This is a genomic window from Veillonella nakazawae (assembly GCF_013393365.1).
Classification (GTDB): domain Bacteria; phylum Bacillota; class Negativicutes; order Veillonellales; family Veillonellaceae; genus Veillonella; species Veillonella nakazawae.
Genome location: NZ_AP022321.1, coordinates 374891 through 398960, shown reverse-complemented (window position 1 = coordinate 398960; position 24070 = coordinate 374891). Strand labels below are relative to the sequence as shown.

27 protein-coding genes are annotated in these 24070 nt (G+C 39.0%); 5 read left to right on the top strand and 22 right to left on the bottom strand.

Annotation, left to right across the window (positions count from 1 at the left end):
* Positions 1-64 precede the first annotated feature (64 nt).
* From VEIT17_RS01700 to VEIT17_RS01660, 9 genes are all read right to left on the bottom strand, one after another.
* Entirely contained in the window at positions 65-805 is a 741-nt protein-coding gene (locus VEIT17_RS01700) for a hypothetical protein (protein ID WP_024065501.1), read from the bottom strand.
* A gap of 8 nt (positions 806-813) precedes the next feature.
* Positions 814-1770 carry a flotillin-like protein FloA gene (gene floA / locus VEIT17_RS01695; protein WP_129823811.1) on the bottom strand — a complete coding sequence of 319 codons (957 nt, stop codon included), beginning with the start codon at positions 1768-1770 and terminating at the stop codon, positions 814-816.
* A gap of 36 nt (positions 1771-1806) precedes the next feature.
* Positions 1807-2271, bottom strand: coding sequence for an NfeD family protein (locus VEIT17_RS01690; protein ID WP_178884467.1), 465 nt, complete (start codon positions 2269-2271; stop codon positions 1807-1809).
* Positions 2272-2510: 239 nt separating this feature from the next.
* Positions 2511-3794, bottom strand: a complete 1284-nt coding sequence (gene uraA / locus VEIT17_RS01685) for a uracil permease (protein ID WP_060923823.1) — start codon at positions 3792-3794, stop codon at positions 2511-2513.
* Positions 3795-3904: 110 nt separating this feature from the next.
* Positions 3905-5248 carry an FtsW/RodA/SpoVE family cell cycle protein gene (locus VEIT17_RS01680; protein WP_178884465.1) on the bottom strand — a complete coding sequence of 448 codons (1344 nt, stop codon included), beginning with the start codon at positions 5246-5248 and terminating at the stop codon, positions 3905-3907.
* A 1-nt stretch (position 5249) separates the two neighbouring features.
* The gene (gene trmB / locus VEIT17_RS01675; RefSeq protein WP_024065973.1) at positions 5250-5909 is read right to left on the bottom strand and encodes a tRNA (guanosine(46)-N7)-methyltransferase TrmB; all 660 of its coding nucleotides are present in this window, start codon (positions 5907-5909) and stop codon (positions 5250-5252) included.
* Positions 5910-6080: 171 nt separating this feature from the next.
* Positions 6081-6764, bottom strand: coding sequence for a carboxymuconolactone decarboxylase family protein (locus VEIT17_RS01670; protein WP_024065972.1), 684 nt, complete (start codon positions 6762-6764; stop codon positions 6081-6083).
* A gap of 278 nt (positions 6765-7042) precedes the next feature.
* Positions 7043-7411: a 1-deoxy-D-xylulose-5-phosphate synthase gene (locus VEIT17_RS01665; RefSeq protein ID WP_024065971.1), complete on the bottom strand. Its 369-nt coding sequence runs from the start codon at positions 7409-7411 to the stop codon at positions 7043-7045.
* Positions 7386-7544: a 1-deoxy-D-xylulose-5-phosphate synthase N-terminal domain-containing protein gene (locus VEIT17_RS01660; protein WP_024065970.1), complete on the bottom strand. Its 159-nt coding sequence runs from the start codon at positions 7542-7544 to the stop codon at positions 7386-7388. The genes VEIT17_RS01665 and VEIT17_RS01660 overlap by 26 nt, the downstream gene beginning before the upstream one ends.
* A gap of 212 nt (positions 7545-7756) precedes the next feature.
* Here VEIT17_RS01660 and VEIT17_RS01655 point away from each other — a divergent pair, with 212 nt between their 5' ends.
* Positions 7757-8254 carry a MerR family transcriptional regulator gene (locus tag VEIT17_RS01655; RefSeq protein ID WP_024065969.1) on the top strand — a complete coding sequence of 166 codons (498 nt, stop codon included), beginning with the start codon at positions 7757-7759 and terminating at the stop codon, positions 8252-8254.
* A 142-nt stretch (positions 8255-8396) separates the two neighbouring features.
* Here VEIT17_RS01655 and tnpA read toward each other — a convergent pair whose 3' ends face one another.
* From tnpA to yedE, 3 genes are all read right to left on the bottom strand, one after another.
* On the bottom strand, positions 8397-8858 hold the full coding sequence (gene tnpA, locus VEIT17_RS01650) for an IS200/IS605 family transposase (RefSeq protein WP_178884463.1): 462 nt from the start codon (positions 8856-8858) through the stop codon (positions 8397-8399).
* 247 nt (positions 8859-9105) lie between these two features.
* Positions 9106-9354: a putative Se/S carrier protein gene (locus VEIT17_RS01645; protein WP_178884461.1), complete on the bottom strand. Its 249-nt coding sequence runs from the start codon at positions 9352-9354 to the stop codon at positions 9106-9108.
* Between the two features lie 17 nt (positions 9355-9371).
* Complete coding sequence (gene yedE, locus VEIT17_RS01640) at positions 9372-10433, bottom strand: YedE family putative selenium transporter (protein WP_178884459.1); 1062 nt, start codon at positions 10431-10433, stop codon at positions 9372-9374.
* A 120-nt stretch (positions 10434-10553) separates the two neighbouring features.
* On the opposite strand from yedE, the gene VEIT17_RS01635 reads away from it, so the two are divergent.
* Positions 10554-11711 (top strand): aminotransferase class V-fold PLP-dependent enzyme, encoded by a 1158-nt coding sequence (locus tag VEIT17_RS01635; protein ID WP_178884457.1) that lies wholly within the window; start codon positions 10554-10556, stop codon positions 11709-11711.
* A gap of 68 nt (positions 11712-11779) precedes the next feature.
* On the opposite strand, the gene VEIT17_RS01630 is transcribed toward VEIT17_RS01635, so the two are convergent.
* The 9 genes from VEIT17_RS01630 to VEIT17_RS01590 form a co-directional block, all read right to left on the bottom strand.
* A complete protein-coding gene (locus tag VEIT17_RS01630) occupies positions 11780-12610 on the bottom strand; it encodes a radical SAM protein (protein WP_178884455.1) in 831 nt (276 codons plus the stop codon).
* 2 nt (positions 12611-12612) lie between these two features.
* Complete coding sequence (locus tag VEIT17_RS01625; protein WP_242013278.1) at positions 12613-13293, bottom strand: 4Fe-4S binding protein; 681 nt, start codon at positions 13291-13293, stop codon at positions 12613-12615.
* A 118-nt stretch (positions 13294-13411) separates the two neighbouring features.
* Positions 13412-14275 carry a substrate-binding domain-containing protein gene (locus VEIT17_RS01620; protein ID WP_178884453.1) on the bottom strand — a complete coding sequence of 288 codons (864 nt, stop codon included), beginning with the start codon at positions 14273-14275 and terminating at the stop codon, positions 13412-13414.
* 419 nt (positions 14276-14694) lie between these two features.
* The gene (gene rpsR / locus VEIT17_RS01615) at positions 14695-14925 is read right to left on the bottom strand and encodes a 30S ribosomal protein S18 (RefSeq protein WP_004697977.1); all 231 of its coding nucleotides are present in this window, start codon (positions 14923-14925) and stop codon (positions 14695-14697) included.
* 39 nt (positions 14926-14964) lie between these two features.
* A complete protein-coding gene (locus tag VEIT17_RS01610; RefSeq protein ID WP_004693797.1) occupies positions 14965-15363 on the bottom strand; it encodes a single-stranded DNA-binding protein in 399 nt (132 codons plus the stop codon).
* A 19-nt stretch (positions 15364-15382) separates the two neighbouring features.
* Complete coding sequence (rpsF, locus tag VEIT17_RS01605) at positions 15383-15667, bottom strand: 30S ribosomal protein S6 (RefSeq protein ID WP_004693799.1); 285 nt, start codon at positions 15665-15667, stop codon at positions 15383-15385.
* Between the two features lie 142 nt (positions 15668-15809).
* A complete protein-coding gene (locus VEIT17_RS01600) occupies positions 15810-16994 on the bottom strand; it encodes a multidrug effflux MFS transporter (protein WP_178884451.1) in 1185 nt (394 codons plus the stop codon).
* 287 nt (positions 16995-17281) lie between these two features.
* On the bottom strand, positions 17282-18457 hold the full coding sequence (locus tag VEIT17_RS01595; RefSeq protein ID WP_024066421.1) for an MBL fold metallo-hydrolase: 1176 nt from the start codon (positions 18455-18457) through the stop codon (positions 17282-17284).
* A gap of 2 nt (positions 18458-18459) precedes the next feature.
* The gene (locus VEIT17_RS01590) at positions 18460-19527 is read right to left on the bottom strand and encodes a hypothetical protein (RefSeq protein ID WP_178884449.1); all 1068 of its coding nucleotides are present in this window, start codon (positions 19525-19527) and stop codon (positions 18460-18462) included.
* A gap of 338 nt (positions 19528-19865) precedes the next feature.
* Between VEIT17_RS01590 and VEIT17_RS01585 the strand changes: the two genes are divergently transcribed.
* The 3 genes from VEIT17_RS01585 to ychF all read left to right on the top strand — a co-directional run bounded on the left by VEIT17_RS01585 (position 19866) and on the right by ychF (position 23723).
* Positions 19866-21095: an LL-diaminopimelate aminotransferase gene (locus tag VEIT17_RS01585; protein WP_178884448.1), complete on the top strand. Its 1230-nt coding sequence runs from the start codon at positions 19866-19868 to the stop codon at positions 21093-21095.
* Between the two features lie 205 nt (positions 21096-21300).
* Entirely contained in the window at positions 21301-22275 is a 975-nt protein-coding gene (locus VEIT17_RS01580) for a diaminopimelate dehydrogenase (RefSeq protein ID WP_156719991.1), read from the top strand.
* 341 nt (positions 22276-22616) lie between these two features.
* Positions 22617-23723, top strand: coding sequence for a redox-regulated ATPase YchF (gene ychF, locus VEIT17_RS01575; RefSeq protein WP_178884444.1), 1107 nt, complete (start codon positions 22617-22619; stop codon positions 23721-23723).
* Between the two features lie 79 nt (positions 23724-23802).
* Here the strand turns inward: ychF and VEIT17_RS01570 are convergent, their stop codons facing one another.
* Positions 23803-24039, bottom strand: a complete 237-nt coding sequence (locus VEIT17_RS01570) for a CsbD family protein (protein WP_060923838.1) — start codon at positions 24037-24039, stop codon at positions 23803-23805.
* Positions 24040-24070 lie beyond the last annotated feature (31 nt).

Sequence of the window (24070 nt, the reverse complement as noted above, 5' to 3'; positions counted from 1 at the left end):
GCATAAACCATTCATATTCTATGGCCTAACAACCTTCTAGTAGAGCTTATTGTTAGCATTCTAATTAGCGATATCTCCGCTCTAGAGCTTTGGGCTTTCCTAAAATAATAGACCACTTCATTCCCTCTTTTAAGGCATGATTAGCTTTTCGTTTACGTGTTGAAGTTACAGCTGGGACAGTTGTGACACTTACATTCTCAAGAAGAACACGACCCTCTTTAGATGCTTTATCTCGTTTAAACTCAGCTAAACGCTCATTTAAAGAAGGACCTGTAACAGACTCTCGAGCCGAACGAGTTGTATTAGTACTAAAGCTAGTTGATTTAATTGAGGTTTTCTTGGATGAACCATGAGTACCTTGTTGCGTTGTAGACGCTTCATCGTAATGATCCTCGGAAGCTAAAACTGTTTGAGTTTTATCATTACTTGGATCCACTTCAACATGTTTATCAGATGTCTCCGTATCATCATATTGAAACAGTCTTCCACCCTTTTTTCGTAAAGGGGCCTCAGGATGCTGATTTTCAATCGGTCTATTTTTGAAGATTTCACGATAAAAATCATCATCATACAACAAATCCTCAGGTGAAGGTTCTACAGGCTTTTTCTCTATGGAGATACCATATTCACGCTCCATATCCTCCCAAGTCTGGCCAGAACTCGAACTTTCATAGTTATCATAGTCATCAGACTCTTCAGTATTCTTGCTTTTTATAATAGAAAAAGCAATGTACGCGATGATACCTAAAACAATAATAGGATTATGCGAAAAGATGGATAGCACGGAAGACAAAATAGAGTCCATAGCTACTCCTATTCACTATCTGCTAAGTTTTCACGCATTTTAGTGTCTGCAATAATATTGTTCATATTGTAGTAATCCATAACGCCAAGATTACCGTTTCTGAAAGCTTCTGCCAATGCTTTAGGAACTTCAGCTTGTGCTTCCACAACCTTAGCTTGCATGTCTTGTGTTTTCGCACGCATTTCTTGTTCTGTAGCAACAGCCATTGCACGGCGTTCTTCTGCACGAGCTTGAGCAATTTTCTTGTCCGCTTCCGCTTGATCTGTTTGCAATTGAGCACCGATGTTACGTCCTACGTCTACGTCAGCAATATCAATGGATAAGATTTCGAATGCAGTACCCGCATCAAGACCTTTACCCAATACAGTACGAGAGATGTGATCTGGATTTTCTAGTACATCTGTGTGCTCTTCAGAGGAACCTACAGTTGTTACAATACCTTCACCAACACGGGCGATAATAGTCGCTTCACCAGCACCACCAACGAGGCGGTCAATATTAGCACGTACAGTTACACGAGCACGAACCTTGAGTTCGATACCGTTTTTCGCTACTGCAGAGATAATTGGTGTTTCAATCACTTTAGGATTAACGGACATTTGTACCGCTTCCAATACATCGCGACCTGCAAGGTCGATAGCTGCGGAACGTTCAAATGTCAAAGGAATAGATGCGCGTTCAGCGGCGATTAAAGCATCTACAACGCGGTCAACGTCACCACCTGCAAGGTAATGCGCTTCAAGCTGATTTACATTAACATCAAGACCTGCTTTATTAGCTTTAATCAAAGGCATTACGATTTGGGATGGATTTACACGACGCAAGCGCATACCTACGAGTGTAAAGATACCAACATTAACGCCCGCTGCAAGAGCAGATACCCAAAGGCCTAATGGCACAACATACAAGAACACCATAATCCCAATCAGTAGAATGGGAATCAAAACTAAAATACCTACATCCATAATAACCTCCATTATATACGACGATGTGGTGAAAGCTTAATCGCGCTTTCTAACAATATTGCGGCCGCCTACAACACGAAGCACCACAATAGGTGAACCGGCATCGATGAAGTCCCCTTCGGTCACAACATCCACCAAATTACCATCAATTTTTGCGATACCTGCAGGGCGCAGTGTAGTATGAGCTACGCCTTCTTTACCAACTAAGTCATCTAATACATCATTAGATACATAGCCAGCTTTTGTCGTAGATCGTTGCCCTAAGGTAAACAATTTGCCTATCCAAGTCTTTTCAAAGTGATTAAAGAACATGATGATAAGGACAATTAACAAGGCTGTTAATCCTAGTACAGCATATAGCGCCATAGTACCTTCTCCAAGCGCTTCGAAAACACCCCATAGGAAAACACAATAACCAATGAGTCCCAAAATACCGCCTGGAACAACGAGTTCTACCGCCATCAGGGCAATCCCTATAGCCATCCAAATTAAAAACTCCATAGGCCCTCCTCTCTATAATTAATTTTATGCAACTTATATATTCATTATACAATATAAAGAATAAATTATAAAGAAAAATGAAAACGACTACTTTCACAGATTACACCTGATTCAGTAGTCGTTGTTTATAAAGTATATTAGTTCAAAGTTTTAATGTTGTAGTTATCCTCTATTAGAAGTTGTCCTCTATTAGAAGTTATCATCTTAAGATACTATTTCATTAATAGACTTGAATTAAATTATACTTCTGTTTTTTTCAATTGGTCATTACCAACGCCTGTTTTTTGAAGGATCAATAAGATAATACTCATTGCCATGCCTACTACAGTAGCAAGCCCCATGCCTTTCAATACAACAGGACCTACAGCAAGTTCTGCACCGCTAAGGCCTACAACGAGGATAACAGATGTTAAGATCATGTTAACAGGGTTTGTATAATCTACCTTGCGTTCTACAAGCATGCGCAAACCTGATGCTGCAATGATACCGAATAAGAGAATGGATACACCACCCATAACTGGAACTGGAATAGCATGAATAAGAGCTGCTACTTTACCTACAAAGGAGATAATCATCGCAAGAACTGCAGCACCACCAATTACCCATACGCTAAAGCAACGAGTAATAGCGAGGACACCGATATTTTCACCGTATGTCGTATTTGGTGTGGCACCAAAGAAACCAGAAAGGATGTTCGCAAGGCCATCACCTAGCAAGGAACGTTGTAGACCTGGTTCTTTCATCAAGTCTTTTGATACAATGTTGCTCGTTACAACTAAGTGACCTACGTGCTCAGCAAATACTACAAAGAGTGCTGGCATAATCATAATAATGGCATTGATATCAAATACAGGCATGCCATAGAACTGTGGTAAAGAGAACCAAGGAGCAGCCTCTACAGCAGAGAAATCAACAACTCCCATGAAGGCAGACAAGATATAGCCGGAAACAACGCCAATCAAAACAGGGATTACAGCTAAGAAGCCACGGAACACAACAGTACCAAGCAAGGTAACAACTAAGGAAAACATAGAGATAAAAATAGCTTGGCTGTGGCTCATGCCTAAATCTTGATTGCCAATAAGGCCAGACATACTCATTGCTACTGGCGCTAATTCCAAACCGATAATAGCTACGATAGCTCCCATCGCTGCTGGAGGGAATAACTTATCAATCCAACGAGTACCAATATAACGAACGAGAATAGATAAAATCACAAAGGATAGACCAAATACAACGAAGGCCCCCTTTGCAGCCTCATAACCAAGACCTGCAGATAATACGCCTGCTACAGGAGCAATGAAAGCAAAGCTAGAACCGAGGTATGCAGGGATTTTACCTTTACAAACAAACAAATACAGTAATGTACCGATACCATTCATGAATAAAGCTGTTGCCGGATCTACTTTTAACAAATATGGTACCAATACAGTTGAACCAAACATAGCAAATAAATGTTGAAAACTAAGTGGCAACATTCGACCCCAGGACGGGCGTTCTTGGATATCAATATAATCCTTCATTTTTTCTCCTCACACACAATACAAGTACGTTGCATTTATACAGCACATCTTAAGAGATGCTATATAAATCCACACTAAATATATTCACCTTATACTACATAAGTTAAATATCAACGTTCAGACCTAGGTCGTCTACGAGTAGGCTTTTTAGTCTCTCTCGGTCTGAATGGACCAGGCATTTCCGTTTTTTGAGGACTCTTCGGAGCAGCCGGTTTAAATCGGCTTTGCGTTTCCTCACGTAAAGATGGCAAAGCCTCAGCAGTACCAACTTGTTTTACACCTTCTACATTGCGACGACCAACGCTTGCTAACAAGCCTATAGCCATAAAGTTCATCAACAGTGAGGAACCACCATAACTAATAAATGGCAAAGGTACACCTGTTACAGGCATAATGCCACAAACCATGGCAATGTTAAATAATGCTTGTCCACTGATGAGCAAGGTTATCCCCATCGCTAACCATTTGCCAAATTCATCGCGAGATCGATTAGCAATGCGGAATCCAAAGAATGTAAAGGCTGCCACCAAAAGAACTACAAAGACAGCTCCGATAAAGCCCATTTCTTGAGCCCACACGGCGAATGCAAAGTCTGTGTGTGCTTCTGGCAAGTAAAAGTACTTAGATGTACCTTGCATAAAGCCTTCTCCAAGAATACCGCCAGAACCTACGGCCAAAAGGCCTTGCACCGTTTGATAGCCCATATCTTGAGCATGAGGCCAAGGGTCGAACCAAGACTGAATCCGTTCCCAACGATACGGTGACATACGAGCTGCAATAAAGCCTATCACACCAGCTACAGCAAAAGCACCACCAAAGAATCGACCATCAAAACCTGCTAAATAAATTAATATGAAGGAGAACCCAAAGATTAGCACAGTTGTCCCCATATCTGGTTGCAAGATCGTTAACACTGCAAAGATTATAGGCCAAACTAACATTGGCAACATATAACCTACGCGCTCACTCACATAACCTTGTAAGTTTGTGAGTGGATTATTATATCTTGATTTTCCCCATTTTCTCATGGTACTCAATTTAGCGGATGTCCATATTATGGCAGCTAATTTGGCAAATTCCGACGGCTGTATCGATACGGGACCGATAACAATCCACCGACGCGCACCATTAATGACAGAGCCCGCCACAAGAACTAACACCATGCCTATTAGGGTTGCAATCATTATGCGTTGCAACATATGTGGCTTTTGTAGTTGTCTATAATCATACCGATATAGAATAACACCTATTGCCATTGAAAGAAATAGGAAACCTATATGCTTTGAAAAATACCCTAAAAGCCCTGTATTTTCGTAAATAGAGCTAATATAGGTGGCACTGAAGATATTCACACTACCTATAATCGTGATGAGTAATATAGGTAAGAGCATACCTTGTAAATCATTTTTAAAGAGTGAGCCCCACCGACTATCCCCCTTATTCGGTGTTTCCATGTTAAGCCTCCTTTTGTACTTTCGGCTTAATTGCTTCTAAGCGGAAAATAGGTTGCCCTTTAGCACTAAACTTTTCTTCATACTCAGTTTTTACATTTGGAAGGTCTGTACTATGTAAATCATAGGTTACATTTTTAAGTTCCCATCCGCATTCTTTGAATTCTTCAAGAGAGAACATAAATAAACCTTCATTATCAGTTTTAAAGTGAACCTCACCACCGTCTTTTAAAAGACGAGCATAACGATCGAGGAATGTATGATATGTGAGGCGACGCTTAGCATGCTTTGCCTTAGGCCATGGATCACAGAAGTTGATATAGAAGCGATCTACTTCACCTGGCGCAACAATCTCTTCAATACCAGCGATATCAAAAAGAGATACCTTAGCATTATCTCGTTCTGCTTCAAAGATTTTTTGTGCTGCGTAATAGATTACCCCAATTTGCACTTCAAATCCTACGAAGTTAGCATCTGGATACGCTTCGGACATGCCCGCAATAAAGCGTCCCTTACCTGTACCAAGCTCCATATATAATGGTCGTTCAGGATGTACAAATAACTCACGCCATTTACCCTTATACTGCTCTTGACCAGATAAAATAATATGAGAGTCATATTCGTGGATAGCTTCATCAATCCACGGTTTTCTACGAAGGCGCATACTTTCTCCTTACATCTATATTAATTATTAATTATATCTATTATTACAGGTCATATACCTATCTTATTAATTATAGAAAAGGGGGCGTTAAACGTCAATTATATTTCCCTTTTCTACATATGATTTAGAACATAAAAAGACCTACCTCCGAAGAAGTAGGTCTAGATGGTATTAGAAAATCAAAGTTTCAAGATTTTCAATTTGATATTTGCTGAGGCCAAGCTCAGATAAACTCTTTTCAGATGCAGCGAATAGATTATTTTTACCTACGCGTGTACCTAAAGCTGCGGCAGCGACCAATTCACGGTCTAATTTACCTAGGCGAGAACGATTGCGATTTTGTGGTTTCGGCTTCTTCATACGGAACGTATTATATTGAACCCCTTCCTTAGCGTCCTCAGGCTTCTGCTTTGTTAAAGCAGCCCCATTAGTGCCATTCCCCAATAAAGCACTAAGTCCTGTTTGCTTAGGAACCATTTTTTCGTAATCAGCACCAAACTCAGGGCGCTCTTCACGCAATTGATCGAATGTAGCTAAAGCTGCATTCATTTGCTTCAAACCAGCAGCAGAGTAAAGTTGACGAATGGCAATACTCACCTCTTGCGGTGTCAACGTACCTCGCTCAATAGCAGAAGCGATTGCACTTTTCAACGCACCTTGATCACCGGACGCTGTATAGCGACCGATATCAACTAAGTCTTTTTGACGTGCATTGAGTTCTTTAGGCGTATATATATTTATCTCAGATATAGACGGTGCCTGCTTAGAAGGCTGTTCTCCCGCCCCATTAGCCTCAGACATATAGCCACCGGCGACGATGGCCACGGCTAATGTTAAGGTTAATACTTTTTTCAACGTCTTAGAATCTCCCTTTTCATTAATACTTACTTATATAATACTGTGATATTTCTGTACATTAACAACAAACTTGTTCTACTGTAATACATACTGTAGATAATATTATATAATACTTCATCTAATTTTTATAGTCCTATTCGAAAAAAATCTATAATCTTTTAACATTTTTTATATTTTTATAAAATATGACATTAAAATAATGCAGTAGAAATCGGAAATTCACTAGATTTCTACTGTATTTATAGAGAGAATTATTTTTTTAATATTTTATCAAACTAAACGGATAAAATTTGTTTGGCATCAGCCACAATTTGTTCTAAAGAAACGCCATTTTCTTTTAACAGTTCAGTTGCATCATAACGATCGTGGAACTCTTTAGCAATACCTTCACCACTGCGAGTTACTTGAGATTTATGTAAAATACTATAATCTGTCGTATCAACCACACCACTAGATACAAACTCACCTACAGGAACACGAATGGCTACAGGATGATCCTGTTGATGCACGGCATATTTAGTCATAGCCAACAATTCTTCGTTATTTGTAGGTGCTAAATAAACCAAGTTAGGAATGCTTGTAAGCATTGGAATATCAAAGAACCCTAAATGTGTTACATCATTCATACCATGTACAGATGCCATATGATTGATAATGACCGCCGTGTTCAGATACCTTTGTCATGAGGGCTTGACGAGCTTGTGCCGTTAGATCTGTTAATTCAGTAAGGGATAAGCCTTTTAAATCGGCTGGAGATTTTATATCAATTAAATTCATAAGTTTCCTTCCTATTTGTTTTGTGTTACTAACCGTGCTATACTGTATGTCCAGCATGTAACAAGTATAAAACTTAAAGTTAGTTTTAAGTCAAGAAAAAAACGTAAAATTTAAATCTAACCTTTAATCATATACATAGATTATATACTAAATATATTACTCCTGAAACTAAATCCATTTACAAATGTAATATGAACCCAAAAGGAGGTCCTATGACATATACTGTTGGCGAAATCGCAAAAAAACTAAATGTGGCACCTTCTACATTACGTTATTATGATAAAGAAGGCTTATTGCCCTTCGTAGAACGTTCTGTTGGTGGTATCCGTGTATTCCATGACGAGGATATGGATTGGTTAGAATTGATTGAATGCATGAAGCATACAGGTATGCCTATTAAAGAAATAAAACATTTTATCGACTACTGCGTCGAAGGTGATAGTCGCATTAATGAAAGATTATCTATTATTAGAAATCAACGAGATCGCGTATTAGTAGAAATCGAACACCTACAAGCACGCTTGTCCATGCTAGAATTTAAAACATGGTTTTACGAACAAGCTAAGGCTAATGGAACTACTAGCTTTTATGAAAGCTTAACACCTGATGACGTTCCTGTAGAGTATCATAAATACTTTGAACGCAAATGGCGCGCTGATAAAGAAGCCGCCGAAAATGGTGAACCACCTAAAAAATATAGAGCTATATAAATCAGAACCACCCGTAAAACGGGTGGTTTGCTCACGGGCTATAAGCCCGTAGTACTAGGCCAGCGTCTAAAGGCGCTGGCTTTCACTACGTTCAAGCCGCATAGCCATTGACTCGTAACGTTCCCCTTAAAGGGGATGTGTATTACTTGCTACCCTTAAAAGGGTCCTCATATTCTTTTACACTAAGTTTATCTTTCATTTGGTCATGTAACTCTTGCTCACGTATATATTTCTTTACTGTAGCCTCATTTAAACCTACTGTACTAACATAATAACCCTCGGGCCAAAAGTGTCTATTTCCAAATTTATACTTTAAGTTTGCGTGTTTATCGAACATCATTAGTGCACTTTTACCCTTTAGATATCCCATAAAAGATGAAACTGATATTTTAGGTGGGATTAATACTAGCATATGCACATGATCTGCCATAAGCTCCCCCTCTATAATCTTGACGCCCTTATATTCACATAAACGTCTCAATATTTCACGTAAACTATTTCTGTATTGATTATATATAACTTTACGTCTATACTTAGGTGTAAATACTATGTGGTATTTGCATAACCATTTTGTGTGCGCAAGGCTCTGTGTCTTTGTTGCCATATAAAATCACCTTTCTTTTGCATATAATGCGGCTTGAACACCTACATTATACTTAAGCAAGGTGATTTTTTTGTATAACTTTCGTTGCCGCACCCGCATAGCGGGTGGTTTAATGATTCGCGACTACGTCGCGAACCAGTCTAAAGACAATAACCAAAAGGAGCTATCTCAACGGATAGCTCCTCTTTTACATGACATAATAATTGGAGAACTGTTTACATTAACAGCTCTAAATAGGCTTTAGGCCTTATTTATTGGGACTTTCATATATAGTTGTATAACCGTCCTCTGTTACAGCTACGATTTGTTCAATCTCCTCTGTTGGATCCTCTGTGAAAGTAAAACTTTCACTAGCATCAAAGGATGCACTCGTTCCACAAGAGGAACTCAAATCGCGGGGCACCGGACGGAGTTCTATATTAGTTACCCCTTCAGAGGCTTCACGCTTGAAGCGAATCGCTCCAAAGTGAGAGTAAAATGTTGCAATATATTTCATAATCACTCATTTCTAATCTACGCATTTGCTCGTTTTGTATTAACTACAGCAATAATAAGTGCCACAATAAAGCCAACAACTACAGCAATTTCACCATTTAGTGTAGGACCAGCACCAGAAGCTGCTAAACCGAAATTATGAGCGAATGCCGCACCAGCTGCAAGGCCAAGTACTGTAACCGCAGAATCAGAATTACCTTCACCAGTCATAATCAACTGACGCAATGGACAACCACCAAGCAATACGCTACAGAAACCTGCAAGCGCCATACCTAGGAAGTTCCACAATCCATCTGTATGTGCAATCGGTTGGTTTTCAAAGCCTAGATGGAAGTTACCAAAGCTAATATTTACAACGAATACACCAATGAGAACTGCTAAATAGCCAAAGATAAGAATAGATTTTTTAAACAAGAATAAATCTCTAAAGCCCCCAACCGTACAAAGTCGGCTAAATTGAGATAAGCCACCTACTACAAGGCCAGCCGCCAAAGAAATGAGCCATGGAGCATGCATAGCGCCAGGACCTTTTTGGCTAAAGAAGATAAATGCTGGTGCTGTTACAACAAGTACGAGCAAGCCTACTTGAATAGCAGGCATCATAGCAGATTCTAATTTGCTCAATGCATAAGTGCGTTGTAAAGAATAGCCTTTTTTCAAGAATATAGTACCAAATCCAATACCACCTGCAAAGCCGGCAATGCCGAACAAAGCATTTAAGTCACCACCGCCAAGTCGCAAAATCATACGAATTGGACAGCCAAGGAACATCAAAGCACCAATCATAACAAAGAAGCCAAGAATAAATCGAATAATTGGAGATGAACCACCTTTACTTTGGTGTTCGCCACGAATCATGGACAATAGATAAGCCCCTAATATAAGACCGATAATTTCTGGGCGAATGTACTGTACAGGTGCGGCACGATGTAGACCTAGACCACCGACAGTATCGCGAACAAAGCACGCAATACAAAAGCCCATATTACCTGGATTTCCAGCTAATACGAGGAATCCCGCGATAGCACCAATAATAAGGCCTGCAATAATTAAATTCCGTTTTTCATGAGACCCACTCATAGTAAACTCCTTTCAAACTACAAACACAAAAACTCTATGAGTACATGCTCCGATTCTAAGTAACATGCTACTCATGATATAATAGCCATAAATATACATTGTTATTTATGGAGATTATCTATGGACTATATCTATTTAGACAATGCGAGCACTTCGTTTCCTAAAGCACCAACAGTCGCCACCGCTATGTCCGACTATATAACGAACCGGGGTATCAATATCAACCGCGGCTCCTATGCTCTCGCCTATGATGTAGAGGACACTATCTATACAACGAGACAACGACTAAACACCTTATTCAACGGTCATGATCCATCTCATGTCGTCTTTACACAAAATGTGACGATGAGCTTAAACATGGTCATCAAGGGCCTATTAAAAGCCGGTGATCATGTGCTCGTTAGCTCAATGGAGCACAACGCAGTTATGAGACCGCTCACACAACTACTAGATAAAGGCATTACCTTTGACATTATCCCTTGTGACAAGACCGGTTCCATTCAACTTGAAAGCATGGATAGTCTCATTCGTCCAAATACAGTGGCTATGATTATCAATCACGCGTCCAATGTATGTGGAACCATCCAACCGCTCGAATCAATTGGCTCAATCTGCAAGACTCATAATCTACAATTTATTGTAGACGCAGCCCAAACGGCAGGTGTTATTCCTATTGATGTGAAAGCATGTCATATTGATGCCCTTTGCTTTACAGGTCATAAAGGCTTATTGGGACCTCAAGGTATTGGTGGTATTATATTAACCAAAGAAATGGCTCAAAACTTAACCCCTCTTATTGCTGGTGGTACAGGCAGCTTCTCACATTTAGAAACGATGCCTACCCATATGCCCGACGCCTTTGAAGCAGGTACGTTAAATCTACCTGGCATCATCGGGCTCAATGAAGGCCTCTCCTATATTGAGTCACAAGGAATGGAGAACATTCACAACCACGAGCTAGCGTTAACACAAGCCTTCCTAGAAGGATTACAATCAATAGATGTTGTTAACATCATTGGTAAACAAGATATCCAAGATAGAACTGCCGTTGTATCCATCACAATCGATAGTATGGACCCAGCAAGTATTGCTTACGAACTAGAATCTACTTATCACATCATGACACGTGTTGGTCTCCACTGTGCCCCACGAGCACACCAAACACTAGGAACCTATCCAGAAGGAACTGTGCGCTTCTCCTTTGGCTATGCTAACACACATGAAGATGTGGTATCCGCATTATCTGCGCTACATAGAATCCTTAAAAATACTAAATAATACTAAATAATACTAAATAATACTTAACCATTAAGGCTATATACTTCGGTATATAGCCTTTTATACTTCTACGCTTCACACAAACGACCGATAGCATCAGCTCTGCAGCGTTTGCAGTGTGTCATTTGCGGCACATAGTGACCAATAAATTGACGCATGTTATTGATTTCTTCTGAAGTCGGGCCCCTATGATTTTCAAAGGCCGTATCATGAACCGGAATCATAGCAATACAGTTCATCAAATCGACACCCCATGCTTCCGCTTGTTTAGCGATAGCTGGTACATGGTCCATATTTACATCAGGCACTACTACGGTGTTAATCTTAACAATGATGTTCTTTTCCTTTAACTTCCGGATACTTTCAGCCTGACGTTCTAATAAAATACGGGCCCCATCGATTCCCTTGTAGATATTACCCTCATAGCGAACCATGGAATATACATGTTTTGCAATCTCAGGATCAATAGCATTAGCCGTAATCGTTACATGCGTAATTCCTAAGTCAGCAATGTCATTAACATAATCAGGCACTGCCAAACCATTACTAGATAAACAAAGCATGACATGAGGAAAATCCTTTTTCACGAGGCGGAAGGTTTCAAGTGTCTTGTCTGCATCACACATAGGATCCCCAGGACCTGCAATACCTACTACAGAGATATCCTGACGAGCATCAAACACCTTGCGCACAAAGGCAGCTGCCTCTTGTGGCGTATAGACATGCTGCGTCACGCCCGGTCTATTTTCATTCGCACAGTCGTACTTACGATTACAATAATTACATTGAATATTACAATTTGGCGCTACTGGTAAATGTAAACGACCCCAATTAGCAGAAGCGGCCTTGTTGTAACAAGGATGATTTTGTAGGAAACTTTGTCCTTGAATTTCTTTCATAATTAACCTTTCCGACCAAATCTAATAGCATCTTTATGGCAAACATGTAAGCAATCACCACAGTTGGTACAATTCATTTCATTTGGTCGTGTTCCCATTTCACATACGCGCAAGCACGCATCACAGTTATCGCAATCATTTGTTTTAAAAATTCTAAAAATAGAAATTTTGCGAAGCAACTCCATTACGCCCCCAAAAGGACATACAAAGCGGCACCAAGCATTGGCGATAATAAGGGAACCAGCAATAATAGATACGACCGTTATAGTACGAGCCGCCCAATACCATTCGGAGAACTGCATAGATAAAATAACAGCATTAAAATATTCATCGCTCGTCCGAATGGGGATCATAATGCGGGGATTACCAAATTTAAAATATACCACAAGCCCTAAAATTATAGTTGCTACCATGCCGAGTTGAAGGAAACGCATATAGTTTTTACGATTTCTTAGTGGTCCCATAGATATTTTTCCCAGCATTTGGTTAACCCACCCACTTGGACAGAACCAGCTACAGAAAGCACGTCCAAAGAAGACGACCATAATCGGCAAGATAATCCACCACGCATAAAAGTACGTCGTGATGCGGCCCCAGCAGGTAATTATGGAACAGCTTTCACAGTTTACGAATGGAACAATATAAGGGCATCGGAATATGCCATAGTACACCCATTTCCCCATAATAAAGAGGAAGATAAACTGTACAATCCGACGCCAAAGCGTTAAATTTTTAGGGGCTTGTTTCCCAGATACACCAGAACTAACTTGAGTTCCACAGGTTGTAGATGATGGACAGTGATTACACATCTTTTACACCAAACCTTTCTATCAAATCGAGACCTCTCGCACTATAAACGGATGTGAACCCGTGATTTTCTAAGATTTGTTGTCCTTCTTGTGACCGTGTAAATTCAATATAATCGGCAGCCAACGCACGATCTTGTACATATTTCATCGTGTTAATAGTGAAAGTGAGCGGTGCAGGTGGCACAAATTGTGCAGGTATGGAGAAGTACTCTATACGATCCTTAAACCGATCATGTGTGGTAAGGCGTTTTTCAATGATAGATACATCGGCTTTACCTTCTACGAGATCACACATCATGGAAATTACGCAAGCATTTTCAGCCATTAAGTTTTTCATGATACCATCGGTTAAACCAGATAATTTCATGATTCCTTTTACAGACGCACTACCAGGGGGAGATGCGCCCAGGGGCAACATAACGCGTACACCAGGCTCGGCCATATCCTTCAAGTCCCGAATCCCTGCGGGATTCCCCTTAGGTGTAACGATAACGTAATCCGTAAAACATAATGGTTCAAAAGCCATACTTACGCCTTTTTTGCGCATATTTTTCGCTAAATCTAAACCGCGAGCTCCAAAGATTTCTGTGCGACTCTTCTCAGCCAACAAGGATTTACCAATAGATCCTGCAAAGGCACCAGTATACTGAATATTGTGCCCTGTGTGCATTGTATAAACTTGGTTTAAATCAAGGAACGCTTCCGATAAACCGCCACAAGTCCACACTTGTAATGAATCAGACTGTGTTGGCTTGTAAGCGCCGCGTATAAACGACGGCACCGCTGATGCGGCTGCTAAAGCTAAAGCACCACCAATAAACTGGCGACGGGATATATCCTTTTTCAAAAATCCCATGTACTTACCACCTTTCACTGAACTTTACAGTACTAAGCATATACTCACATTATAGTATAAAATCCATAAGTTTAAATGATGATATGCATAAGTTTGATTAATTTATTTATATAGATTAGTCATGTGAATACTGTTTTTAAAGGCATTATTATAAAATTTTAAGATATTCTCTCCATATCTATTTTATTGAATATTTATTGTATACGATGAATATGCTATTTTTTTTAGGTTTAATGAAGCTAATATCCCGCTATACGCTCAGTGCATAGTAAACAAGGATAATCAGTGCTATAGACTATATTTGAACGCTTTACAGCACTCATGGCCCTTTAGGGTTTAAATTCACTATAAGACAATATTGCCCAAAAGAACGCAAAAAGGCGGTACAACCAAATGGTTGTACCGCCTTGATTCATCAATTATTCAGCAGTGAATGGCAATAAAGCGATTGCACGTGCACGTTTGATAGCTGTAGTCAATTTGCGTTGATGTTTTGCGCAAGTACCGGAAATACGACGAGGTAAGATTTTGCCGCGTTCAGTCGTGAAACGACGAAGTTTAGCAACATCTTTATAGTCGATTTGATCGATATGGTCTGCACAGAAAACGCATACTTTTCTTCTTGGCTTTCTGCCTCTATCTCTTCTCATTGCGAATCCTCCTTTTCGAATTAGTAGGAGTCCCTGACACTAGAACGGGATGTTTTCGTCATCGCCGCCTGTACTGAAACTATCAAAATTGGACCCACCTTCGAAAGAATTAGTATTCATATCAAGGGATTGGCCCACAAAGTTCGCTACTACTTCAGTAACGTACCGTTTTTGACCGTCCTGAGTCTCGTAAGAACGAGTTTGCAAACGACCTTCTACAAAGCAACGACTGCCTTTACGAAGATTGCCTGCCGCTTCACCAAGTTTACCCCATGCAACGCAGTTGATGAAAGCAGTTTGTTCTTTCGTCTCATTTGTTGTGGAATCAATATAGGTGTTAGTTGCAGCTACTGTGAAAGTTGCTACCGCACGACCAGTTTTGGTATAGCGTACTTCAGGATCACGAGCTAAATTACCTAGAATTTGTACAGAGTTCATGTTTTCCTCCAGGCTTTAATTATGCTTCGTGTTTTACAATTAGATGTCTTAGGACTTCATCGTTGATTTTCAATACACGATCGATTTCTTTGATTTCAGCAGGTGCTGCTTCAAAGTTTATCAATACATAGAAACCGTCAGTGAATTTCTTCACAGCGTAAGCAAGACGACGCTTGCCCCAACGATCTACCTTTTCTACTGTGCCGCCTACACGAGCAATTAAAGCTTCTACTTTTTCAATAACAGCATTAGTTGCTTCCTCTTCAGCTGGTTTCACAATAAACATGACTTCGTATTTGTTCATACAAAATCACCTCCTCTTTCGGACTAATGCCCCTATCGACACATAGGGGTAGGAAGTGCTTACCATCAATAAGCCTTACTATTATAACCTAAAAAAAGAATGAAAGCAAGAGCACAAATTTAAGCCCTTGCTTTCACCAATATTATATGCGATTATATTTTTCATCTTCAGGAAAAGCGATAATGGCACAAATAATAACAAACAAAGTTATTACCCCCATCATAGGGTCTGCCGAATCATTTGGTAAGAAGGTAAGGATCAACGATGATACAATGCCACTACCATATTGCATGGCACCTAGGAGTGCCGCCCCAGAGCCAGCCATTCTGCCAGCTCTATCTAATGCTAAGGCATTTGTTACAGCTGCAATGATACCATTCATGGAGAAGAATAAAAAACAGCCAATAACGATTAACCACAGGGAATGATAGCCTATGATTATCAACCCCATTACAACAGATACACAAATAGCAGCAAATAATGTAGCATATCGCAATAATCTATCGAGGCGTATAGCACTTACAATACGACGATTAATAGCACTTAGTAACATTACGCCAATAATATTGACAGAAAAGAGATAGCCAAAGTATTCCTTTGGAACTCCATAAACATCAATATATACATAAGGAGAACCCGTTAGGAACGCATAGATAGCAATATAAAAAGAGCTAACACATAGTGTATATTTCATAAAGCCTTTATTACGTAGTAAAATCCAATAATTATTATAGGTATGACCTATAGACTTTTTACTACGCTTCTCTACAGGATGTGTTTCAGGAATGACTAATACGGCAATGAGCATTAAAATGCCGATAGCAACTAATAACCAAAAGATTGAATGCCAAGTATACCACACAAGTAGATGCCCTGCTAGCATCGGCCCTGCAATAGGCGCTATGGCCATAACAATAGCTAAGGTAGATAACATTTTAGCAGCTTCAGTCCGACCATATAAGTCACGAATCATAGCCCGTGATAACATAGGTCCTACGCAAGCACCAAATGCTTGGAACACGCGCCAAGCCAGCAACTCCATCATGGATGAACTCAATGCACACCCCACAGAACCAATGATAAATAAAACTACCCCCATAATAAGCGGCTTCTTACGTCCAATTTTATCGCTAACGGCGCCCCAGAAAAGTTGGGCTAGCGCAAAACCTATTAAGAAACCAGTCAACGTTAGCTCCGCATCACCATTAAGATCTCGCCCCATCTCAGGCATGGCAGGTAAATAAATATCCGTCGACAATGACGTAAACGCCATCAATGCACTTAATATAGAAGTAAAAAGCCATCCTTTATTGCTAATCGTCAGCATAAAGACACCACTTTCATGTAAAATCGCACTATAAAATGTATGTATTTAAATTATATCAAAAACAATGTTAATGCTATATGGTTTTGATATTTTTTCAACAAAAAAGCGTAGTAAAATACTACGCCCAAAATAGAGTAAAGATAAAAGCCTAACGCAATAAAGTATAAAAATACTCGCACGCTAGGCAATCCTCTTAAAACTGTTTATAAGATGAGCCTAACGCTACCACATGTTGATGGCTCTCCTTTTTCTTTATTATACAACATCAACAAAATTTCTTCGAAAATTTATATGATAAATGGCTCATTATCATTAACGATATACACATTTCTATTAGGTACTAATGCCTCTAATCTCTCAGGATTATCAGTGTGAACCGGAATAATAACGTCAGGATTAACTAATTCTATAAACTTAATCAAATCATCTTTAGACACATGACCACTGGCATGACATATATAGGTTGGGTAAGTCTCTAACAAAGCTTTCAATGCTAGGTTTTCTTCAATATATCCTGTCCACATAGAATATATTATACGTACATCATCTTTAGGGAACTCTTTTATGTGAGAAATATGATTTTCTGTTGCTCTTACTAAACATACAAAGCCGTTATCCATATAGTATTTAGGATATTTGCCTTTATCAAGAACTAGCGGACTATCATGTCTACGATACAAAGAACTTTCATAATATACATTATTAACCACAGTATCTAATATTCTTTTCTGATATGCATCACAAATTAGTACTTTATCAGTCGGCATATTCTGCCAAATCCCCATAATACGGTCAATATTCGTAGATGAACATATAACGAAAACATATTTTCCATCTTGGATATACGAATAAATATCCTCTAACACAGCAGCTTCAGATATACCATCATTAACACCACGAGATACTAATGTTCCCTCTGTAATTAATACATCAACCTCACCTATATAGGTTTTAACTAATTTCTCTACTATATGACTACGCAACCCATGCATCCGGAAATCACCTGTATATAAGACACGTTTACCTTCTGCTTCAATGACAAACATATAACTATCCACAGCACTATGGTCGATAACCAAAGGTCTAATATGTATATTTCCAATAGTGAAGGCTTCGCCTCCACGAAATGTATTTGCACCTAACAAACGTAAATATAAATCTTTATCTTGATGTTCAGTTGCTATCATAGCCACTTCCTTACTCAGTTTCCCCATATATAATGGTATTTCTGGTAATGCAGAGGTTAGTTGTCCTAAGTGATCTATATGATAATGAGAAATCACAATACCGTCACAATCCGGCATCCCTTTTGTAACACCGTCTATATCTAAATTTATAGGTATGTACTTTTCATCTAAACTTAATTCGTTACCAAAGTCCAATATAATACGAGTAGATGCTGTACTTATTTCTATGGCACTGCCACCAATCTGATGAGTGCCACGATGGATAATTATATTCATACTTAACCTTTACTAGGAATAGTTAGTAATGTCTCTGCTTGATATAATCGATCTAATTTTCTAGACCAACCTTTTATATTAGTTGGATAAGAAGATTTACTATCTGTATCAACACGCAATACAACAAATCGAATTTGTTTTAAATGAGGCTCTTGTGCCAAGATTTCTTCACATAAAGTTTGTAACCCCTTACGTTTACTAGAATCAATTAATTCTTTACATTCTTTAAACTGTTGTGACACAACAGTTTTGGATGGATACCTAGGATTATTAGGTTTATTTGGATCAATACGAAGCATCAAATTAGTTTCTGATCCACCGCCATCTTTGGTACAAGATTTTTCATCAAATAAAACGACTAACTCTGCTTTATTCGTATGTTCATATCCAGGTAATTTCTTTAGCTGCTGTATACCATCATGGCCAACAGCAGAATTAATCTGTTTTATATCTAGCAGCCTATAATATGTATAAGCTTCTAAAACGCATCGTAGTAAAGTTTCCTCACTGCCAGATGGACGATATTTTAATTCAATGACAGAATAACATTTATCATCAGTGTTATAACCTAATAAATCTATTTTCCCATAAGAATCATTTCGTGTCTCTTTTAATGGTGTTTGATAATCAAAGATATAGCCTAATCCAGCAACTTCACGTTGATAAAACAATAACTTCGCTAAAATTTCCTCTTTTCTATTTGTTCCTTGTAACTTTTCCATCTCTACTTTTTCAGAAGGAGTATGAGCTGTATCAAAGTGATTTGGTCGTACCGGAGCTAATTCTTTCCAAGATTGTAAAAGATTTTTTGATAAAAGCGCACTTGAAATAATTTCACTATAACGATTCTTATCTTCTTGCTTCTCTCCATTTGCATAGCCTTTGTAATTTACAATAGAAGCCTTATAAAAATTTGCTGCAAATTGTTTTACTTCACTACTATTATCTCCTTGCTGTCCTTGTTTTTTATCATTCTTATTTTGACCAAAAATAGTTTTAAACTCATTAATTTTATCTTTTCGATTAATACTCTCACAAATTATTTCGTATATCTCTTTACAATTGAACATTGTAAATTCCCCCCACAATAACAACTTACCTACTACATATAATTGCTTAAAATGATCTGTATCTTACACAAAGTATTATTGTGTTTTATTATAAATTCATTATATCAACAGCCATTTTATGAGTAAATGGTGAAGAGATTAATTCAATGCTAATAATCTCTTTATCTATATATACTTTAATATAATTAACGAGTAATAAATTCCCCATAATGCGCCCTTTTATAGTGATAAACTAAAACAATATTTATATAAACTAGAAATTCTATAGAAAATCCTTGCGTCATTATTCTATATAATTTACTATATATAGAGAAATCTGATTATAAAAAGGAGTCATCATGGCTAATATTAATGAAAACTATTTAAACCTACAAGGTTCTTATTTATTTGCAAATATTGCTAAAAAGGTTGCAGATTATCAAGCAGCTCATCCAGATGCAGATATTATTCGTCTTGGTATTGGCGATGTTACATTGCCGCTAGTTCCAGCAATTATCGACGCTATGAGCAAGGCTGTCCAAGAAATGGGAAAAGCAGAAACATTCCGCGGTTACGGCCCTGAGCAAGGTTATGACTTCTTACGTCAAGCTATTGTCGATGGCGATTACAAACCATTAGGCGCAGACATCTCTATTGATGAAGTATTTGTTTCTGATGGTGCCAAATCTGACGTGGGTAATATCCAAGAATTATTCAGCGAAGATAACATCATCGCTATCACCGATCCAGTGTACCCTGTATACTTAGACTCTAACGTTATGGGTGGTCGTACTGGTGAAGCGGTAGATGGTATTTTCCAAAAGGTTGTATACCTTCCTACTTACGCTGAAAACAATTTCTCTCCAGAATTTCCTTCTGAACGTGTAGATATCGTATATCTTTGCTCCCCTAACAATCCAACAGGTACTGTGTTGAGCCATGCTCGTTTAGCAGAATGGATTAAATGGTGTAAAGATAATGATGCGATTTTGATGTTCGACTCCGCTTACGAAGCTTTCATCAGCACAGAAGACACTGTAAAATCCATCTACGAAATCGAAGGTGCTCGCGAAGTAGCTATCGAATTCCGTTCCTTCTCCAAAACTGCTGGTTTCACAGGTACACGTTGTGCTTATGCTGTGGTGCCTAAGGAAGTAACTGGCAAAACTAAATCCGGTGAACGCCAACCACTAAACCCTATGTGGAGCCGTCGTCAATGCACTAAATTCAACGGTGTGCCTTACATCATCCAACGCGGTGCTGAAGCAGTATACACTAAAGAAGGCCGCGAACAAACTCGTGCTAACATTGCATACTACAAAGAAAATGCTCGCATTATCAAAGAAGGCCTTGAATCCATCGGCCTTACTGTATATGGTGGCGTAGATGCTCCATACATTTGGTTAAAAACACCTGGTAACATGACTAGTTGGGAATTATTCGACATCTTGCTCGAACAAGTTCAAATCGTATCTACACCAGGCTCTGGCTTTGGCCCTCATGGCGAAGGTTACCTTCGTTTAACAGCTTTTGGTAGCCGTGAAAATACAATTCGCGCTGTTGAAAGAATTAAAACATTAAAATTCTAATAGGATAATCAATATAGGGTTTATCCCCTATAGAAAACTAATACCTATAGAGACAAAAAGACCGATTGTACACCTACATTAGGAGTACAATCGGTCTTATATATATATCATCAATTAATTCTATAGAAAAATATCAAATGCCCTAGTTTTGTGCTATAATAAGAATGTTAATAATTAAATTTCTCGATTTATATAGGAGGCTAATATGAGCAAAATTCGTATTGGTATCGTTGGCTACGGCAACTTAGGTCGTGGTGTTGAAGCATCCGTAAAATTACAACCTGATATGGAGCTTGTTGGTGTATTCTCTCGACGTAAAGGTTTAGAAACAGTTTCTGGTGTTCCTACATATACTATGGAGGATCTACCAAACTTCAAAGGTAAAATCGATGTTATGGTTCTTTGTGGTGGTTCTGCAACAGACCTTATCGAACAAACTCCAATGGTAACTAAATACTTCAACTGTATCGATTCCTTCGATACACATGCACGTATTCCTGAGCATTTTGCTAATGTAGACAAAGTAGCTAAAGAAGCTAAAACTGCTACATTGATTTCTTGCGGTTGGGACCCAGGCATGTTCTCTTTACAACGTGTATATGCTGAAAGCATCTTGCCTCAAGGTAAATCTTATACATTCTGGGGCCGTGGCGTTTCCCAAGGTCACTCCGATGCTATTCGTCGTATTGATGGTGTTCTTGATGCTCGTCAATACACTGTTCCTAAAGAACAATACCTTGAAGCTATCCGCAATGGTGAAACTCCAGACGTTGATGGCTACAAAGGTCACCTTCGTGAGTGCTATGTAGTAGCTGCTCCTGATGCTGACAAAGCTAAAATTGAAAACGAAATCAAAACTATGGAAAACTACTTCGTAGGTTATGAAACTGTAGTAAACTTCATTTCTCAAGAAGAACTTGATCGCGACCACAAAGGCATTCCACATGGTGGCTTCGTGCTTCGCTCTGGTGAAAGTACAGATGGCACTCGTCACGTTATCGAGTACTCCTTGAAACTCGACTCTAACCCTGAATTCACAGGTTCTGCACTTGTTGCTTACGCACGTGGCATCTACCGCCTTGCTAAACACGGCGGCACAGGTTGCTACACAGTATTCGACATTCCACCAGCTTGGATTTCTACTCATTCTGCAGAAGAATTACGAGCTCACTCTCTATAAGATATATAACAAAAATCCCACACTAGTGTGTGGGATTTTATCTACTTCTATGGTATACTACTTAGAAGAAGTGAGGCGTAGATGTTTTCCGGCGTCAGCTCTCACATCTCTTACTAGTTTGAAAATGTGGCCTGACACATCTAGAGGCCTCGACATCAATATATAATTTGTCGATTTCTATGTAAAGGGATTTAGTGACACTACTAGTCACCTATGTGACTAGTAGTGTCACTTTTTTAGTACAAATTTATAGCGTCTATATGATATAATATTTATTTGATAGAGTTTCTACGGAAGCTTTCACAAAGAACGAAATCAATTAGTTAATAAAAGGTGGTACCATGAGCACAAATTTAGAAGTAGGCATCGTAGGCCTTCCAAATGTTGGTAAAAGTACATTATTCAACGCTATTACAAAAGCAGGCGCTGAAGCTGCCAACTATCCATTCTGTACAATCGAGCCAAACGTAGGTGTCGTTGATGTTCCAGACAATCGTTTAGCTGTATTGGCTGAAATGTTCGGCTCCAAACGCATCCTTCCTGCAGCTATGCGCTTCGTAGATATTGCAGGCCTTGTAGAAGGTGCGTCCAAAGGCGAAGGTTTAGGTAATAAATTCCTTAGCCACATCCGCCAAGTAGATGCGATTGCTCAAGTTATCCGTTGTTTCGATGACCCTAACATCACTCACGTTTCTGGCTCTATCGATCCAATTCGTGATATCGAAATCATCAACACTGAGCTCTGCCTTGCAGACCTTGAATCCGTGGAAAAACGTAAACAACGTATTGAAAAAATCGCTAAATCCGGCGACAAAGATGCGCGTACTGAGTTACCATTACTAGAACGCATCATCGAAGGTCTAGGTGAAGCAAAACCAGTTCGTGCACAAGGTCTCGAAGAAGAAGAATTAGAAATGATCAAAGAGTTGACATTGCTTACAGCAAAACCATCTCTTTATGTAGCTAACATTTCTGAAGATGAAGTATCTGATTACTCCGGTAATGAATATGTAAAACGCGTAGAGGAATATGCGAAAAGCGAAGGCGCTGGCATCGTTGTTGTTTCTGCTCGTATCGAGTCCGAAATTGCAGAGTTATCTGAAGAAGAATCCGCTGCATTCCTTGAAGATCTTGGCCTTGAAGAATCTGGCTTAACTAAACTTATCAAGGCAAGTTATGCACTCTTAGGTCTTATCAACTACTTCACAGCTGGCGAAATGGAAGCTCGTGCTTGGACAATCGTAAACGGCACAAAAGCACCTCAAGCGGCTGGTAAAATCCACTCCGATATAGAAAAAGGCTTCATCCGTGCTGAAATTGTATCCTTCGATGACTTACAAGCTTGCGGTAGCCAAAATGCGGCTAAAGAAAAAGGTCTTGTACGCCTAGAAGGCAAAGACTACGTTATGAAAGACGGCGATGTAACACACTTCCGCTTCAACGTATAATACAAATTAATAACAAAAAACCAGTAAATCGAACGATTTACTGGTTTTTTTAATGCTACAAAATAGCTTTTATTTAATTTTATTTGTCATCATTGCCCAATGCATTTTTAAGGCCACTAATCGCACCTTCTACAGCGTCTTTAGCATCATCTGCAGTTTTTTTGATATCATTAACAACACTATCAGCAGCATCTTTTACTTTTGCTACTGTATTCTCAACAGCACCTTCGGCTTGCATTTGTTTGTCATCAGTTAATTTACCTGCATTTTCTTTTACTGCACCTTTAACTTGATCTAATTTATCTTCTAATGCCATAATTGTGACTCCTTTCATGTAAAATCACGTT